The sequence below is a fragment of the Nocardia sp. NPDC055321 genome (assembly GCF_053645575.1).
The window spans coordinates 64,948-81,569 of sequence record NZ_JBSHMS010000001.1; the positions used below are offsets into that span (position 1 = coordinate 64,948).

General features: G+C 71.1%; 15 protein-coding genes. 6 read left to right on the top strand and 9 right to left on the bottom strand.

The annotated features are described in order from the left end of the window. Window positions 1-24: 24 nt before the first annotated feature. Window positions 25-675, bottom strand: a complete 651-nt coding sequence (locus tag ACWIGI_RS00310; RefSeq protein WP_454200143.1) for a class I SAM-dependent methyltransferase — start codon at window positions 673-675, stop codon at window positions 25-27. Between the two features lie 116 nt (window positions 676-791). Here ACWIGI_RS00310 and ACWIGI_RS00315 point away from each other — a divergent pair, with 116 nt between their 5' ends. Then, complete coding sequence (locus ACWIGI_RS00315) at window positions 792-1,397, top strand: helix-turn-helix domain-containing protein (RefSeq protein WP_454200144.1); 606 nt, start codon at window positions 792-794, stop codon at window positions 1,395-1,397. Between the two features lie 181 nt (window positions 1,398-1,578). Beyond that, entirely contained in the window at window positions 1,579-1,737 is a 159-nt protein-coding gene (locus tag ACWIGI_RS00320) for a hypothetical protein (RefSeq protein ID WP_454200145.1), read from the top strand. Window positions 1,738-2,152: 415 nt separating this feature from the next. Here ACWIGI_RS00320 and ACWIGI_RS00325 read toward each other — a convergent pair whose 3' ends face one another. After that, window positions 2,153-2,938, bottom strand: coding sequence for a maleylpyruvate isomerase family mycothiol-dependent enzyme (locus ACWIGI_RS00325; RefSeq protein ID WP_454200146.1), 786 nt, complete (start codon window positions 2,936-2,938; stop codon window positions 2,153-2,155). A gap of 123 nt (window positions 2,939-3,061) precedes the next feature. Between ACWIGI_RS00325 and ACWIGI_RS00330 the strand changes: the two genes are divergently transcribed. After that, a complete protein-coding gene (locus ACWIGI_RS00330) occupies window positions 3,062-3,373 on the top strand; it encodes a hypothetical protein (RefSeq protein ID WP_454200147.1) in 312 nt (103 codons plus the stop codon). Between the two features lie 45 nt (window positions 3,374-3,418). On the opposite strand, the gene ACWIGI_RS00335 is transcribed toward ACWIGI_RS00330, so the two are convergent. Continuing rightward, entirely contained in the window at window positions 3,419-5,032 is a 1,614-nt protein-coding gene (locus tag ACWIGI_RS00335; protein WP_454200148.1) for an adenylate/guanylate cyclase domain-containing protein, read from the bottom strand. A 461-nt stretch (window positions 5,033-5,493) separates the two neighbouring features. Between ACWIGI_RS00335 and ACWIGI_RS00340 the strand changes: the two genes are divergently transcribed. Then, the gene (locus tag ACWIGI_RS00340; protein ID WP_454200149.1) at window positions 5,494-6,093 is read left to right on the top strand and encodes a phosphoribosylanthranilate isomerase; all 600 of its coding nucleotides are present in this window, start codon (window positions 5,494-5,496) and stop codon (window positions 6,091-6,093) included. 11 nt (window positions 6,094-6,104) lie between these two features. Here ACWIGI_RS00340 and ACWIGI_RS00345 read toward each other — a convergent pair whose 3' ends face one another. The 4 genes from ACWIGI_RS00345 to ACWIGI_RS00360 are packed head-to-tail and all read right to left on the bottom strand — an operon-like array spanning window position 6,105 to window position 12,864. After that, window positions 6,105-7,973 carry a hypothetical protein gene (locus tag ACWIGI_RS00345; RefSeq protein ID WP_454200150.1) on the bottom strand — a complete coding sequence of 623 codons (1,869 nt, stop codon included), beginning with the start codon at window positions 7,971-7,973 and terminating at the stop codon, window positions 6,105-6,107. Continuing rightward, window positions 7,970-9,802, bottom strand: a complete 1,833-nt coding sequence (locus ACWIGI_RS00350) for a serine/threonine-protein kinase (RefSeq protein ID WP_454200151.1) — start codon at window positions 9,800-9,802, stop codon at window positions 7,970-7,972. Before ACWIGI_RS00350 ends, ACWIGI_RS00345 begins: the two co-directional genes overlap by 4 nt. After that, window positions 9,799-10,953 carry a DUF7373 family lipoprotein gene (locus tag ACWIGI_RS00355; RefSeq protein ID WP_454200152.1) on the bottom strand — a complete coding sequence of 385 codons (1,155 nt, stop codon included), beginning with the start codon at window positions 10,951-10,953 and terminating at the stop codon, window positions 9,799-9,801. The genes ACWIGI_RS00350 and ACWIGI_RS00355 overlap by 4 nt, the downstream gene beginning before the upstream one ends. A gap of 48 nt (window positions 10,954-11,001) precedes the next feature. After that, window positions 11,002-12,864, bottom strand: coding sequence for a serine/threonine-protein kinase (locus ACWIGI_RS00360; RefSeq protein WP_454200153.1), 1,863 nt, complete (start codon window positions 12,862-12,864; stop codon window positions 11,002-11,004). Window positions 12,865-13,134: 270 nt separating this feature from the next. Here ACWIGI_RS00360 and ACWIGI_RS00365 point away from each other — a divergent pair, with 270 nt between their 5' ends. Continuing rightward, entirely contained in the window at window positions 13,135-14,190 is a 1,056-nt protein-coding gene (locus ACWIGI_RS00365; protein ID WP_454200154.1) for a YdcF family protein, read from the top strand. Window positions 14,191-14,229: 39 nt separating this feature from the next. Here ACWIGI_RS00365 and ACWIGI_RS00370 read toward each other — a convergent pair whose 3' ends face one another. Continuing rightward, window positions 14,230-15,081 (bottom strand): DUF4389 domain-containing protein, encoded by an 852-nt coding sequence (locus ACWIGI_RS00370; RefSeq protein WP_454200155.1) that lies wholly within the window; start codon window positions 15,079-15,081, stop codon window positions 14,230-14,232. A gap of 137 nt (window positions 15,082-15,218) precedes the next feature. On the opposite strand from ACWIGI_RS00370, the gene ACWIGI_RS00375 reads away from it, so the two are divergent. Further along, the gene (locus ACWIGI_RS00375; RefSeq protein ID WP_454200156.1) at window positions 15,219-16,103 is read left to right on the top strand and encodes a DUF2971 domain-containing protein; all 885 of its coding nucleotides are present in this window, start codon (window positions 15,219-15,221) and stop codon (window positions 16,101-16,103) included. 13 nt (window positions 16,104-16,116) lie between these two features. Here ACWIGI_RS00375 and ACWIGI_RS00380 read toward each other — a convergent pair whose 3' ends face one another. Next, window positions 16,117-16,485, bottom strand: coding sequence for a 5-carboxymethyl-2-hydroxymuconate Delta-isomerase (locus ACWIGI_RS00380; RefSeq protein ID WP_454200157.1), 369 nt, complete (start codon window positions 16,483-16,485; stop codon window positions 16,117-16,119). Window positions 16,486-16,622: the final 137 nt, after the last annotated feature.

Here is a 16,622-nt window from a genome sequence, read left to right on the forward strand (position 1 = left end):
GATTCGAACCCCCCATCCGAGTCCCTATTCGGCCCTCCGACTCGCCCGAACAACCACATCCCGCAACGAAACCGATCGCCCACCCCCTGTCTCGACCATGCGTCCCAACTCCTCGGCCGTGACGATCTCCCAAGCTTCCGGATCCAACCGCCCAACGATCCCAGCGGCTGTAGCCGACGCCTCCTCGGGCGGCTGATGCCCGTGCGCGGAGTGCCCGTGTGCCCCGTGTCCAGCCTCCCCGCCATGCACGTGCCCAACGATCAACAGCGACCCGCCCGGTGCCACCCACTCCGCGATCCGCGCGTAGAAATCCAGCTGCGGCATCGCCGGATGTGCGTAGTTGGTCATGACGAGATCGAACCGGGTGCTGGGCTGCCAGCTGCTCAAGTCGGCTTCGACCCACCGCACATCCGCGACCCCGCTCGCCCCGGCCCGCTCCCGCGCCCCGGCCAGCGCGCGCGACGAGATGTCGGCTGCCGTCACCCGCCATCCCCGGCTCGCGAGCAGGATCGCCTCGGCCCCGCCGCCGCACCCGGCGTCCAGTGCCGTGCCGGGTGTCAGCCCATCGGTTTCGCGGGCCACATACGGGTTCGCCGGCGCGGTGGCCATCGAGCTGCCGGCCGGTCGCTGCTCCCAGTGTCGGTCCCAGAAGTCCCGGTCGAAGGTCTGCGTCATCGGGGCGTCCTCCTCGTTCTCGATGCCCGGCGGCGGTGCTGCCGGTGATATCGACATCGTGCGGAGCGGTGAGTCGGATGCGCAAACAATATTGCCGAATGGCAAAATTCTCGGGCATGAGTGACCCCGTGAACCGCACTCTCGACGCCGTCGGACCCAGGTTGAAGCGGTTGCGGCTGCGCCGGGACGTCACGCTCGCCGACCTTGCGGCGGAGACCGGGATCTCCACCAGCACGCTGTCGCGGCTCGAGGCGGGCCTGCGGCGGCCCACGCTCGAGCAGTTGCTGCCGCTCGCCCGCGCGCACGGTGTCACGCTCGACGAGCTCGTCGACGCGCCGCCGACGGGCGACCCGCGCATCAATCTGCGGCCGATTCCGGCGGGCGACGGCGCGGTCGTGCTGCCGCTCACCCGCAGGCCGGGTGGAATTCAGGCGTACAAGTTCGTGCTACCGGCCGGAGCCGACGACGCCGTCCCGGACATGCGCACCCACGACGGCTGCGACTGGGTCTACGTCCTCAACGGCACGTTGCGGCTGGTGCTGGGGGAGCATGATCTCCGGCTCGAACCGGGGGAGGCCGCCGAGTTCGATACCCGCACCCCGCACTGGTTCGGGGCCACCGCCGATGGGCCGGTCGAGTTCTTGAGTCTTGTTGGCAGGCAAGGGGAACGGGCTCACATTCGAGCGGCTCCCGCGCGGGGCTCGGACACGGCGCAGCCGTAGCCGCCGGGGTCCGCGCACCCCGTGCAGGGAACCGTCCGGCCACCGCGCCCGCGGCCCGGGAATCTCCGCGCACCGCGCCGTGAACCCCGGGTGCTCCCACCGGTTCGCCGGTCGTTCCGTAGACTGCCGAGGAATACCCCTTAGTGGTATTTCGCTCATTCACCACGCCAAGGAGATCATCGTGTGCCAGCGAATCGTCTGTCAGGGCTGCGGCAAGCCCTCCTTCCAGGGCTGCGGCGAGCACGTCGAGGAAGTGCTCGGCGACGTCCCGACCGCCCAGCGCTGCGCCTGCAACCCCGGCTCCGGCACCACCAGCCGAGGCCTCTTCAGCCGCCAGTAATGCCCTGACCCCCCAGGGTGCTGCAGCCCAGCCCAATCGCTGTCCCACCCTGGGCATGCCCCGCCCCGAGCCACCGCCCGTCGACGAGAGCGGGCAATCACCCTGCCCCGCACCGGAATCCGGTGTCAGCGCCTACCGGCCCGTCGACAGCGCTTTCGGTTCGTGGGATTGCACATCCGCCGCCGCCCGCGCGACGAACTCTTCGATCGCCTCGCTCGCCTTTTTCAGCAGAATGGCATGCTCCTCGGGACCGGCCGGTGCGACGCCGGCGCGCTGAATCGACCGAATGGCTTCGATCGCCTGGTCGGCCAGTTCTTGGATCCGGCGATCGCGATCAGTGCTGTTACCACAGCTCCAACTGGTCGCTGCACCCGAATGTGGTGTGGCGGCGAGTTTTTGACGCCCTTGGATCTCGTCAGACCAGATTGATCGAGTCCAGGAACCGGGCGGCGACCTCGGAGTCGCCGTCGATGGTGACGTCGCAGTCTCGCCACGCACGGCGGGTCGTACTCCACGCCGGGAAATCGAGGGACGCGGTGTAAACGTGGGCGGCGGGCGCCGGGGGAGCGGTGGGGTGGACCCGAAGAGCGGGGGCGGGGCCGACCGTCCAGGTCGAAGCCCCGGGGCCGGTGAAGGTCAGTGCTATCGGGGCGGTCAGCCAGGACAGCTGCTCACGGTGGGAATGTTCCAGCAGCGTCATCAGCCAGGCGATCAGGGCCCGCATGCGGGCGTCGTCGGTGGGCGGGGCCGGTCGGTCCAGGGCGGGGGCCAGGTCGTGGCGCAGGTGGGTGTGCCAGTCGAAGACGTACAGGCCGGGCAGATCCCGCAGGGGGTACCAGCCGAGTTCGCCTATGCGCAGCGGGATTCGGGTGAGGCCGGGTGCGGTGAACAGGGAGAGGCCGGCAATGCCCCGGGCGCTCCAGGTTTCGAAGTCGTGCAGGGTCTGCTGTGGTGTGCGGGAACGGCTTTCGGACAGCACGCGTTCGTTGGTGCGCTCGACGGCGCGGGAGAAGATCAGCCGCAACGCGGCGGGGGTGATCGACGCGCGGACCGCGCCGGTCATGTGGGTGACCACGTCCTGTACGGACCAGCCCGCGGCCGCGCTGGGGCGCGCCCAATCCGCTGCGCTCAGCGTGCGCAGGAAGTCGAGCACTGCCGCGCGCTCGGCGCGGATCGCCGCCAGGGATTCGGAACGCGTCATGGCGTCAGCCTAGTGCGGCTCCGGTACCGCCCGGCCGAGGAGCGGCCGGGGCTCGAATGAAACGGCGGTCGGCCCTCCGGCTACGGTCGAATCGTTCGTTCGAGTAACTGTGGAGGTAGTGGCATGGCTGGAATTCCCGCGGTACCGACCGCGCTGCTGGCGGTCGGCGGTCTCACCGGCGGCTTCGCGCTCGCGCAGGCCACCAAGCAGCGGCAGTTGGGCGGGGCGGTGTTCGCCGCCGGAACCGCCGCGGCCTTCCCGCGCTGGCGCCGGGCGGTCGGAACGCCCGGTGCGGCCGCGCTGACCGGGCTGTCCATCGGCGCCATGGGCGCCTCGCATCCGCTCGCCAAGAAGATCGGCGCCTGGCCGTCGGTGGCCGTGGTCTCCGGCGTCGTGGCGCTGGTGTCCTGGGCTGCGGTTGACCGTCGCGGCTGATCGGCTGCGCGACAGGGGATTTCGCGGGCGAACGCCGAGCCGCAACTAGCCGGGCACCCGGCCGGGTTCGGACTCGCCCGCGAACACCCTCGCCACCTCGTACGGCCGCGCCAGCGCCGTGGGCGTGAGCCGCCCGCGCAGGATCACCGACTCCCCGACGCTCCAGTTCGCGGCTTCGGCGGAATCCGCTGCGGCGACGGTGTTTCCGGACGTCAGAATCAAGCTGACCTCCTGCTTGGCGAGTTCGCACAGCCGCGCGGCCTCGTTCACCGCGTCACCGATGACGGTGAACTCGTAGCGCTGATCCGAACCCACGTTGCCCGCCACCACCCGCCCGGCCGCCACCCCGATGCTCGCGGTGAAATCCGAGGACTGGCAGATCAATTGGTCCTGGATCGCCCGCGCGCACGCCAGCGCCGCGCCGGCCGCGGAGTCGAGTTCCGCGGGGGTGCCGAACACCGCGAGCGCGGCATCGCCCTCGAACTTGTTGAGCAGCCCGCCGTGTCGCTCGACCTCGTCGACCACGATGCCGAAGAATCGATTCAGGATCTGCACCAGGTCGTTCGCGGGCAGCGTCGCCGCCATCGTCGTGGACCCGATGATGTCGATGAACAGCGCCGCCGCCTCGCATTCGGTCCCGCCCAGCGCCGATTCGCTCGCGATGGCCGCGACCGCAACCTCGTGCCCGACGTGCTTGCCGAACAGCTCGCGAATCTGCTCGCGCTCTCGCAGACCCTGCACCATGTGGTTGAAACCCGTTTGCAGTTCACCCAATTCGGTGCCGTCGTACACGGTGACCACGACGCCGAGATCGCCGTTCTCGACCTGGCGCAGCGCGCGCCGCACCCCGCGAATCGGCGCCACCGTCGCCGCGAGGGTCTGCATCATCATCAGCAGGCCGTAGACCAGGGTCACCCCGCCCAGCGTGAGCACGCACACCGCCAACCTGGCCTTGCTCACCTCCGGCAGCAGCAGCGCCTGCACCGCGACGATCATCGACAGCGCCACCGGCACCCCGGTGCCGAGTAGCCACACCAGCACCGAGCGGCCGAAGACGCCCATGCCGCGCCGCCGCCGCATGTGCCCGGCGTCCAGCACACGCGCGGTTACCGCCCGCAGCGCGAACTGCGACGCGAGATAGCTGTTGGCGCACACGCCGATGCCGGTGGCCCCGATGCCCAGGACGACCTTCGGGATCAGCGCCGGGTCCGCGCGCCCGTAGAGCGGCGTCAGCACGGCGATCGCGCCCACCCACAGCACGCCCTGCACGATCACCAGGTGCCGAGGCACCCGGACGGCGGACGCCTGCTCTTCCTCGGTGGGGATTCGATCGGGGTCCGAGGTCCAGCTCAACGTGCTCAGGGCCCACCGGGTGCCCCACAGCACCCCCACGACCAGGGCCACCGCCGCGTAGAGCGGTAGCGCGACGGCGTTGACGTACCGGAGCTCGCGCGTGAACAGCGACGGCCCGGGCAGCACGAACCCCACGAGCGCCACGACCAGCGCGATGCCGAAGAGATTGGACATGACAACCGCCGCGGTCAGCAGGATCTGGATGCGGATGCGCCGCACCCCGGAGTTCTCCTCCGCCGAGCCGAGCAACCGGCTGCCCCACGGTGCGTGGCTGTGTACAACGGTTCCCGAGCCGCTGTCGTCCATGGCGTTGCAGCGTACGCTCGGCAACCTCGCCCGTGAACCCCGGGGCGCAGTCGATAGAAATTCACTATCAACGCAGATGGGGGCAAGTTTCCCGGCGTACTCGCCGACCGCTCGATGCCGTGGACCTGCTGTCCCTATCGGGCTGTGATCGTTGCCGCACCGACCCCTCGATGAGAGCCGGGTCGCTGTGGCCTGCAGTGCGCCGAGCCACGACGGCCTCCAGCAAAGCCGTGGCGGGGCGCAGGCGCGAGATGAGGATGAACGGCCCGCGATGAAGATCCAGCGACGCGACGATCCTGTTTCGCGGTGCGTCCCCGGGGACAGCAGCGCGTCCGCCGGAGTCGCAGGGTGCGGGTCGATGCGGCGAACGGAATCCACGCCGACCCGGTGCGGTTCGAGCGGCCCCGTTGCCTCATCAGGCCGCCCAACCGCCCGGCCGCGGCGTTTGGTTGACTGGGACCGTGAGTGGGCCATTCGTCAAGATTTGCGGGTTGAAGACCGCGGAAGACGTCGCGGCGGCGGTCGAGGCCGGCGCCGACGCGGTGGGTTTCGTGTTCGCCCCGGGCAGTCCGCGCACGATCGACGCCGAGACCGCTCGGCGGTTGGTCGCGGGCGTGCCGGACCGGGTGCTCACCGTCGGGGTGTTCCGGGGGCAGTCGGTGGCCGAGGTCGCCGACATCGCCGCGGCGAGCGGGGTGCGGGCGGTGCAGTTGCACGGCGAGGAGGGGCCGGAGGACTTCGCGGCGCTGCGCGCGGCGGGGCGAACCCTGGTGCGCGCCACCGCGAATCGGGTCGAGAGCTGCGGTGAGTACGGCGAGGACCTGCTGCTGCTCGACGCGCCGGACCCGGGGTCGGGCAAGCCGTGGAACTGGGGCGCGGACGAATTCGTCGCGCCGCGCGGCCGGTGGCTGCTCGCGGGCGGGCTCGGCCCCGATACCGTGCACGAGGCGCTGCGGGTCACGGCCGCCTGGGGCGTGGACGTGTCCAGCGGCGTCGAGATCGAGCGCGGGGTCAAATCGCCGGAGCTGATCCGGGCGTTCGTCGCGGCCGCGCGCGCGTAGCCCGCACCCGATCACCGCGCGGGCAGCCGCGCCACCACGGTCCGCAGCATGGATTCGGCTATGGGACAGTTCGATTCGCGCGTGCCCTCGGTCCAGCGCACGGTGACCGCCACGGTGTCGGTGCCGCTGTTCGGGACGAGGTATTCGCGGGTGCAGGTGTCGGGTGCGGCGGCGGGGGTGTCGAGGAACATGCGGACGCCCTCCACCACGGCGGTGTCGGGACCGCCGGTGTAGCGCCCGGATTGGCTCGAGCGCACCGTCAATTCGAGTCCGCCGTCCCACACGCAGCTGTGCGCGTCCGCGACCGACGGCTGCGCCGGGGTCGGCCCGATGGCCTTGGTGACGACCTCCCGGGTGATCAGGTCGCAGGGGGCGAGCACCGCGAGCGCGGTGTCGGACCGCTTCGCGTCCGGCGCGGCGCCGAAGGTGCGGACCAGGTTCGTCGCCACGTATTCCAGTCCGCGGCAATCCTTCACCCCCGCGGGCAATCGCAGCTCGACGGTGATCCCGGCCGCGTCCTCGGGCGCGGGCGCGGCGATCGCCCGGGCGCAGCGCTCACCCGCGGCGTGCCGCAGGGGAATTCCGTCGAGCAGGGTCACCTCGGGGGTGAATCCGGTGAGCTGCGTACCGAGTTGGAGTTCGAGTTCGTACCCGGCCGCGGTGGCCTTGCAACCCCAGCCCGGGGTGCCGGCGGTTTTCCACGCCGCGGCGGGCTGCGGCGCGGGCGCGACCGGCACCGACCCGCCCAGCGCGTCGCCCAGCCACCGGCAGGCGTCGATCCGGCGCAGCCGGTCCAGCGAAAGACCGGTGGCCGCAACGGGTTCCGGACCGGAATCCGCCGCTTCGCCGCCGCCCCGCACGGCCAGGATCAGGGTCGCGATGGTCACCAGCACCAGGGTGATGCCCACCAGCGCCTGTATCTGCGCGGTGGTGTCCCCGGCCCGCTCCCGGATCGCGCGCAGTGAGCGATCGCCGAGTTCGGTGGTGGCGCCCGAGACGGCGGCCGCCGCCGATCGCCACGCGCGCGGCTCTCCGGCGGCGGCGGTGGTGGTCAGGGTGCCGGCCAGCTCCGATATCTCGCGCTCCTGCGCGTCGATCGCGTTGAGCACCGACACCGGCCAGGCCGGGGCGCTCGCCCCCGGCCCGAGGTAGTCCAGAATCTGTTCGGGCGTGGGCCGTCCCGCCGGATCCTCGCGCAGGCACGTGGCGATGACCGTGCGGATCGGCTCGGGCACGTCCCGCAGGTCGGGTCGCACATCGCGAACCGGCAGGCGGGCGAACGGATCCCGGCCGGACGCCGCCGCGGCCAGCACCACGCCGAGCGCGAACACGTCCGAGGCCACGGTGAGATCCGCTCCGCCGTTCAGTTCCGGTGCGGGACACACGGACTCGTCAGCGGTCGCGGGTACGGCCTCGACCAGCCGCACCCCCGCGCGCGTGAGCGCGACGGTATCGGTGCGCACGCGTCCGTGCACCAGGCCGGCCGCGTGCACCTCGCGCAGGGCAGCCGCCAGCCCGGTCGCCAGCGCCAGCACGGCGGGTTCCGGTAGCGACCGGTGTCGTTCGAGGACCCCGTCGAGCCGGGCCGAGGCCACGAAAACCGTGGAACGCCACGGGTACTCGTCGTCGGCGTCGACGTCGACCACGGTGGCGTTGCCCGGCCCAGTGACCCGCATGGCGGCGAGCGCGTCCCGGCGCCAGCGCAACCGGAAGCCGGGCACGGTCAGCTGCGGACCCCCGGCCTGGCGCACCACGTAGACGCCCTCGTCCGGGCCGACTCCCAGCACACAGCGGAATCCGGGCCCGGATTCCAGCACGCCCAGCAGCCGGTACGGCCCGATGCGCTGCGGTTCGCCGGCCGGAATCGATTCGATGCTCATAACCTCGGCAGTTTCTTCAGAATCGGGATCGCCACCGCGTCCGCGATATCGCACGCGTCCCGGTCGGTGGGCCGGCGGGCGGTGTAGTCGATGGCCGCGATCTCGGCGTTCTTGCCCGCCGAGGGCCGAACCATGACGACGTAGGCGCAGCGCCCGGGTGCGCGCTCGACGGTCCAGGTCTTGCGGCCCTCGACCGAACGGAACCCGAGCGTCCGGGCGCCCGACCACGCGGGCCGCGGGCGATCGTCGAACGTGATCGCGAAATCCCCGTCCCGGCCCGAGATTCGGCACCCGTGCGGTCCCGAAACCCGGGGTATCGCGGGATCACCGATGCCCGCCGGAATCGGCCCGGCCTCGACCAGCGCGCACGGATCGAGCCCCAGCAGCGAGGGCCCGGTCAGGGTGCGCAGCGGCGGGTTCACCGTGAGACGGTCGACGACCGCCCGCAGCGCGGATTCGGCTGCCGCGCAGGCATCGCCGGAGGCGACCTCGGCGCGCATGCCCAGGGCCAGCGGCAGCCCGCTCTGCGTCAGGATGTAGCGATCGCAGCGGGCGGCGGGCCCGGCCGCGCCCAGAACCGGCATCCATGCCACGGTCCTGCCCGTCGGCGCCTGCTCGGCGCGGATACGGTCCACCGGAGTCGCGAAACCGAGGGTGTACGAGGTTTTCCGGCCGCCGTCCGCGAGCGCCGTGGCGCACGACATGGCGCCGTCGGGCCGCAATTCCTCGACGTAGGTACCGAATCGGTGCATGACGGACGGTTCGAGCAGCGCGCAGGGATCCAGGGTGCGGGTTTCGATATCGGTGAGCGCCAACGGTGGATCCACCATCGCGATCGCGTGTCCCGGCACCGTCGTATCGACCAGCAGGGCGGCCGCGACCACGACCGCGCCGAGGGCCGCGGCGGCGATCAGCGCCCGCCCCCGGCGGGCTTCGCCGCGCCACGACTTCGTGTCCCCGGGCGCGGGTTGTTCCGCCCAGCGCAGCGCCTCGGCGCGGAACTCCTCGATCGTGCGTCGAATCGGTCCCGGCCAGATCGGGTCGCCCGGAATGGATTCCGCCGCGTCGAGCAGCTGGACCGGGGTCGGGCGGCGGGCGGGGTCGGGAGCCAGGCAGGCTTCGATCAGGCCCCGGATCTCCACCGGCACCCCGCCGAGCTCGGCCCGCCCGTGCAGCGGACCGGCGGTGCCGAACGGGATGGCGCCGGTCGCGGCCATCACCAGCACCGCGCCCAGCGCGAACACGTCCGAGGCCCGGGTGAGCGTGTGCCCGGCCGCCTGTTCCGGCGACATGTACGCGGGCGAGCCGATCCGCGCGCCCGCGATCGTCAGCGGCACATCGCTTTCGAGCGCCAGCGCGATGCCGAAGTCGATGACGCGCGGCCCCTCGGCGGTGAGCAGCACGTTGCCCGGCTTGAGATCGCGATGCACCAGCTCGGCGCGATGGATCTCCACCAGCGCCGAGGACAGCCCGATGGCGAGCAGCTTCAGCCCGGAGAGCGAGAGTTTGCCGTGCCGGTCGAGAACCTCCTGCAGCGTGGGGCCGGGAATGAATTCGGTGGCCAGCCAGGGGCGTTCGGAGTCGATGTCGTGATCGACGATCCCCGCCGTGTATGCCCCGGTGACCCGTTCGGACGCCTCGATCTCGCGCCGGAACCTGGCGTGGAAGGTCTCGTCACCGGCCAGCTCGTCGTGCACGAGCTTGATCGCCACCAGGCGCCCGTCCGGGGCCCGCCCGAGAAGTACCTCGCCCATCGCGCCGTGCCCGATCGTGGCGTGTATCCGGTAGCGGCCCAGCTGTTTCGGGATGTGGCGGCCGCGGGCTTTCATCGGTCCTGCCCGAGCAGTATGGACTGGGCGGCGGCCAGTCGGCGGACATCGGCTTCCTGATTGCTGTTGACCCGGACCGCGATGTCCGCGCGATGCAGCAGGCACGCGTACCGCCGGGCCTCGAGCACCAGCGGCTCGGGTTGTGTCGCGGCGTAGCAGGACACGCCGGTCACCCCGGGACCGGCATCGACGCGCACGTACCCCTGTCCGGTGAGCCGGTCGCCGATCACGCGCACCAGTCCCTCGGCGGTCTCCGCGTCCCGGGTGCGATAGAGCTGGTTGTTGTGCGACAACGCGATCGAGGTCACCCCCTGCTCGCGGAACTCGGCCAGCCGCGTGGCCGGCCGGTCGAGCAGCAGTGCGTGCGCGCGGGGGCCGTACACCGCGAAATCCAGTCTGTCCGGGGTATCCGCGCCGGTGCGCACCAGCCCGGTCAGGAGCCGATCGGGGTCGAGCTTCAGCTTCGGCAGGTCCGCGGGCGGTGTGGGCACGAAGTCGGTCAGTGCGCTCACCTGGGCGCGCACGGCGCGCGAGAGCACATCGGCGAGCTGATCGCCCGCGGCGCCGGTGAACTTCGCCGATACGCCGATGACGAGCGATTTCCAGGACAGCCACCCGCCCGCGGTCGCGGTGGCCGGACGCCAATACGCCTGTGCGGCAGGTGTTCCCGACAAACCCAGCGGCAGGGTGTCCACGGCGTCGGCGGCGGCGGCCGCCGCGCCCGCGGCCGCCGCGGCGAGTTCGACGCTGGGCAGCGCGAGGACCGCGACGGTCAGGGATTTGGCGGTCGACCCGCCGGTCTGCGCCGAGTCCGCGGCGACCGCGCCGAAGCCGCCGAGCACCTCGAACGGGGCCAGCGCCGTGCGGACCGCGGCGGGCAGCGGTCCCGAGGTTCCGGCGTGATCGACCAGTACGCCGCCCCCGCGCCCGTGGACGAGATCGGACTCGATCTGCTGCGCGGAGATCACCGTCTCGCCGATCCGCAAGGATTCCACCAGAATTCCGCGCGCGTAACCGGCCGCGTCGTCGTAGTCCGCCGGGGCGGCGACGGTCGGGTACGTCCCGGGATCCGGGTCGCCCGCGTCGCCGCCGCACCCGGCGCCGGTCAGCAGCGCGGGCAGCAGCGCCGCCAGCGCGATCGGCGTCCGCATTCGAGGACCCATGCCGCCTACCACCTCCGTACCGAAGACCGACCCCCGCTAGCGTCCGGGCAGCCGGGCGATGACGGAGGTCAGCAACGCGGCCGCCGCCCTGCACTGCGAACCGTCCTGCCTGTCCGAGATCACCAGTGCCGTCACGGTTTCGACGTAGGTCTCGTCGATGGCACGATAGCGGTACAGGCGCTTGCAGTGCATGGTGGAATCGAAGGTGCTCGGCCGTTCCAGTACGAGTCCGCCGCCCGCGTCGAAGGTCTCGGTCACCACGTCCACCTGTCGCGGCAGCTCCAGCAGCAGTTCCACCGAGACGTCCCCGCGCCATTCGCAGGTGTGCGCGGTGGCGATTCCGGGCCCCCGGGCCGCGGCCGCCTCGACCTCCGAATCGCGCAGCAGCGCACAGGGATCCACGGCGGCCAGGGACCGCTCAGCGTCCGGTTCGCGGGGCCGGTCGGTCAGCTCGGCGGTGAGTCGTTCGATGGTGTGCTCGGCCAGCGGACAGGACGCGCCGTCGCGGGTGACGACCGTGATGCCCCAGCGCGGCGCCGGGTCCCGGTCGCCCACCGCGTAGGCGCACTCGGCGCCCCGCCTGCTCAGCGCGAACCCGTTCACGGTGCGCTCGGCCGGCCCGAATCTGTCCAGCCCCGTGCCGATCTCGACACCCAGCTGTTCGGAGCCGGAGGTGCCCAGACAGCCCCACGCCTCGGTGCGTGACCAGCGCCAGGCGGCGATCTCCCGGATCGTCCCCGCCTCGCGTACGGCGTCGGCGGGCAGTGTGGGCCCCAGCGCTCGTCGCACCCAGGCGCAGGCGTCGGTGCCGCGCAGGTCCGCGAGCGGGGGCAGGGTGGCGGTGGTTGCGCCGGTGTCGACCCCGCGGCGGGCGAGTACCACCGTGATCGCCGCCAGGATCAGCACGAGCGCCAGCACCGCGGTTCGAATCAGCGGGCGCGACGGGCGCTTTCGCGCGCGCTCCGGCTCCGGTGCGGTCGCCCGCGGCGGCACGATCACCTGAGTGGCCTCCGGGTCCACGGTGAACGCGCGCAGCCGCCGACCCTGTTCCTCGATCGCGCCGTGCACGGGCGCGGGCCACGGCTGGGTTCGAATCGACTGCGGGCCCAGATGATCGAGGATCTGCGCCGGCGTCGGCCGGTTCGCGGGGTTCTTGTGCAGGCAGGCGCCCAGGAGCGCGCGCAATTCCGCGGGCACCCGGTCGAATCGGGGCGTTCGGTTCACCACGTTCGCCAGGACGAGTGTGGGATGCGCGGCGCTGAACGGGTTGGTCCCGGTGGCGGCCCAATAGAGCAGGGTACCCAGGGAGAACACGTCGCTCGCCGCGGTGAGCTGCTGTTCGGTGGCCTGCTCCGGCGACATGTACGACACGCTGCCCACCACACCGGCCCCGGTGAGCTCACCGGTCGCGCCGACCCGCTGGGCGATGCCGAAGTCGATCACCCGCGGGCCGTCGGCGGCGAGAATCACGTTGGCGGGCTTGAGATCCCGGTGCACGAGTCCGGCGCCGTGAATCGAGTGCAGCGCCGAGGCCAGGCCCGAGGCCAGGGTGCGCAGCGCCCACACCGGCAGCGGCCCGAAAGTGGACACGGCGCGATCGAGGGGCACGCCCGCGATGAAAACCGAAGCGAGCCAGGGCCGGTGGCCCGAGACGGAGTAGTCGATGACGGCGGCGGTGAACGCGCCCGATACCCGCGCCGAGATGCCCACCTCGTTCGCGAATCTGTCGCGGTATTCCTGATCGTCCAGCAGATCCGGATGTATCTGCTTGATGGCCACGAAGCGCCCGTCGGGGGCGGTGCCCAGCAGCACCCGGCCCATTCCGCCGCGACCGAGCACCCCCAGGAGTCGATAGCGCCCGATCATGGACGGTTCGGTTGCCGTCAGCGGCTCGATCAATGGCTCACTCCCCGGCCCCACTCCGCACCCACCCCGGATCGGCGAAAAATCCGCGTTCCCAGCGTATTCGATCGCTCACCGCCGGTCCGCCGGAACGTCGATTCCCGGCGTGAGGGCCGGGGCGTCCCGGAAGCGGTGGCTATTCGCCGGTTATCGTTGGTGTGTCGCGTCCCATCGCGGGTGTGTCGCGTCGCGGAATGGGCATCCGCCAGATCGTCGATCGAACAGTGGCGGCCGCGACGGGCCGGGATGAGCGGAGGATTCGGCGGTATGACCCAGATGCTGTTGCTCGGTGGTGCGGTACTGGCGGTGTTCGGGGCGCTGCGGATGCTGCGCGAGCCCCGGCACATCTCCACCGGACTCGTGTTGCTCGGCGCCGTGGCGCTGGTGGCGCTGTGGGCGGCCATCGAATTGGGCACCCGGTGGTACCCGTGGGGTGCGATCATCGGCGTCGTCGTCTTCCTGGTGCTGCCGCCGGTGTCGCTGGTGCTGGCGGGACTCGGCCTGGTGGCCAACGGCGTGATCGTCACCCGGCGTGAGGGTTTGCGCATTTCGACCGCCGTCGCCCCGGTGGTCGGGCTGGCGCTGCTCGCGTTGCCGTTCGCGGCGATCTGGGCGCTGAACGCGTGGCCGCACGCGCCCATCTGGGTGACGGCGACCGCTGTCATGGTGACGCTGCTGGGTCTGCTGCTACTCGCGCAGTTGCTCGCGTTCACCGTGTACGCGGTTCTGTACGCCGGACTGCCCTATCGGCCGGGCGCGGACGCGGTGGTCGTGCTGGGCTGCGGCCTCGTCGACGGCCGGGTGACCACCCTGCTCGCCGCGCGGCTGGATCGCGCGCTCGAGGTCTACCGCGACGAACTGGCCGGTGGCGCACGGCCGGTGCTGGTGGCCTCGGGTGGGGTGGGACCGGGCAAGACGGTGGCCGAGGCGGACGCGATGGGCGACTATCTGGAGGCGGCCGGCGTCGATCCGGCGGTGATCATCCGGGAACGGCGCTCGCGCAACACCGAGGAGAACCTGCGTTTCACCGCGGCCGAGCTGGCCGCGCGCGGCTTCGCCGAGGATGCGCGAATCACGGTGGTCACCAGTGATTTTCATGTGATGCGCACGGCGGCGCTGACGCGCAGGCAGGGACTGGACGCGCAGGCCGTCGGCGCGCACACCGCCCGCTATTTCGTGCCTGCGGCGTTCCTGCGCGAGTTCGCGGCGGTGGTCGACTCCCATCGCCGGGTGAATCTGATCGCCGGCGGAACACTGGTCGCGGTGGTGTGCGCCCTGGCCGTGTACGCCTACCTGCCGAACGGGCTCGATGCCGGCTCCTGAGCGGGAGCCGGCATCGAGCCCGAGGGAACGAAACCGGTGTTAAGGCAGGACGAGCGAGACGTAGTCGTCGTCCGTGTCCGTCGTCTGGCCGGTGACCACCTGCGCGCCGCCGGACAGGATGCCGAGCACCAGCATGACGATGAGCAGGATGCGCGCCGCCTGGGAGAGCAGCAGCGGGCGGGTGGGGGAGCTCGCGGGGAAGCCCGCGGCCGGGGTGGGGAAGGCGTCCGCCGCCGGGAAGCCCGTCGTCGCCGGGTAGGCCGGGGCGGGGGCGGGCTGCGGGGCGGCCTGGCCGTCGCCGAAGATGCCCTTCAGATAGGTGGGGGTGAGCAGGTAGAAGTAGGCGTCCAGCCGGACCTGCATGCGCAGCACGGCCGCGGTCGATTCGAACAGGGCCTGTGGGAGCCGCCCGGTGATCAGCACGATCAACCAGATCACGATGGCCATGACCGCCCATCCGGCCATGAACCAGTTGACCAGGATGAGGATGGGCAGGGCGAGGAAGAATCGGAACAGCACGGCGAGCCGATTGAGCGGCGTGGGCTGCGGGAACAGCACGCGCACGGGGTAATCCGGGGCGGTGTCGAGGGTGAACGGCGGGAACTGGTCCACCAGCAGCATCGTGTAGCCGTACACCCGGCCGGCGTAGGCCACGTAGGACCGCAGGTAGTCACCGGCCCAATCGGGCAGTCGGCCGGTGAACAGCGCGGCGAACCAGCCGATGATCACCACGACGAGCGCGCCGACGCTCAAGGCCCACATGACGATCAGGTGCGGAATGGCGAGAATGATGCGCAGCAGCACCGTCCAGCGGCGCTGCTGCGGGGGCGCGAAAACATCCAGATCGACCGAGGGCTCCCGGTCGCCTGCCCACGCGGTGGTCTGGTCCATGACGTCTCCTTCGCTCTGCCGAGCCGGCCGAAGATACGAATCGAGGTGACGATGTTGTGCTCCAGCGTCGCACATCACGGTCATCGGATACTGTCGAACTGCCGTTAACGGTTGCCGTGGTGGAAGGACGTTCTGCTGTGCGCAATATCGATCTCCTGCCGGTCGCGGCGCGGCTGCTTTATCCCGTGCCGCCCCCGATGCTCTATCACTACACCAATGCCGCGTCCTTGATCTCGATAATCCACAGCAGGCATTTCTGGGCCGGTCTGCCCGTGCAGATGAACGACGCCGAGGAACAGATCCGCGCTTTTCACTGGCTGGGGACGATCGCCCGGGACCGGCCCCTGGCCAGGACCGACCCGGCGGGGGAGGCGTTCGCGCAACGCGTCGCCGCGCGAATCTACGAGGGCCGGGCGCACGAGGGCAGTGCGCCGTATCTGGTGTCGCTGAGCGCGGACGGTGATTCGCTCTCGCAGTGGCGGGCGTACGGATCACGCGGCGGCGTATGCCTGGGGCTGCCGTTCGAGATGGTGCGCACCGCCGCCGAGGGCCAGGGGTGGTATCTCGCCAAATGCGTTTATGACGAAGACGATATGCACCTGATGGTGAGTGAACTCTTCGAGCGTCATCTCCGGCTGCTCGGCCCGGATTCCGTGCGGCCGGACGCGGAGTTGATCGAGGAACGCGCGAAGTTGTTGTTCGACGAATTGCGGTTGTACGGATTGTTCATCAAGAATCCGTCGTTTCACGCCGAAAATGAATGGCGTCTACTGAAATTCGACGCGGACCCGCCCGGCGAAGAGTTGCGTTTCGCGCCGGGAGCCGACGGCGTTCGCGTTTTCCTGCCGTTCCGGTTGCTGCCCGACGAGCACCCGGGTTTTCCGGACCAGCCGCGGCCGAGCGTGCATATCGGGCCGTCGCCGTTGCCGGGGATCTCCGAATACGCGACGACCCGGTTGCTGGAACGGTGGACCGGCGCGGGGAACGCCGACGTGTGGACCACGCGCAGCAGCTTCCGCTGACCGGGCGGACCGCTCAGCCGAGGGTGAGGTGCGCGAAGCCCGGGGGCACGAGCTCGCGGACGTCGGCCGAGACGTAGATCGCCTGCCCGTCGGGCACGGTGAGGGTCTTGCCCGCGATGGTCAGGATCGCCTCGGCCAGCGCGGCTTTGATCTCGCTGGTCCGGCCGGAGGCGATGTCCAGGAAGATCTGCACCCAGTCCGTGCCCGATTCGGAGCCGTCGAGACCGATCACCCAGTCGTCGATGCGGGTGAAGCGGGCCTTGAACGTGGCGGGGTCGGCGTCGAGGATGGCGGCGGCCGCGCCGAAGATGTCGCGCGCGAAGCCGGTGGTATCGAAGGTGCCCGCGAGGGCGGCGGTGTAGGAAACCGTCAGATGCGGCATGGCAGCGGCCCTCCTGGACAGGTGATGTGAAACAACCATAGTGCGCGAGCGGGCCGGCGTCGGGCACCGGAGCGCCGCGTGTGCGGCCGCGCGGCGGTTCCGGATTGCGTTCGTGCGGTGCGGAATAGGGCATGTGC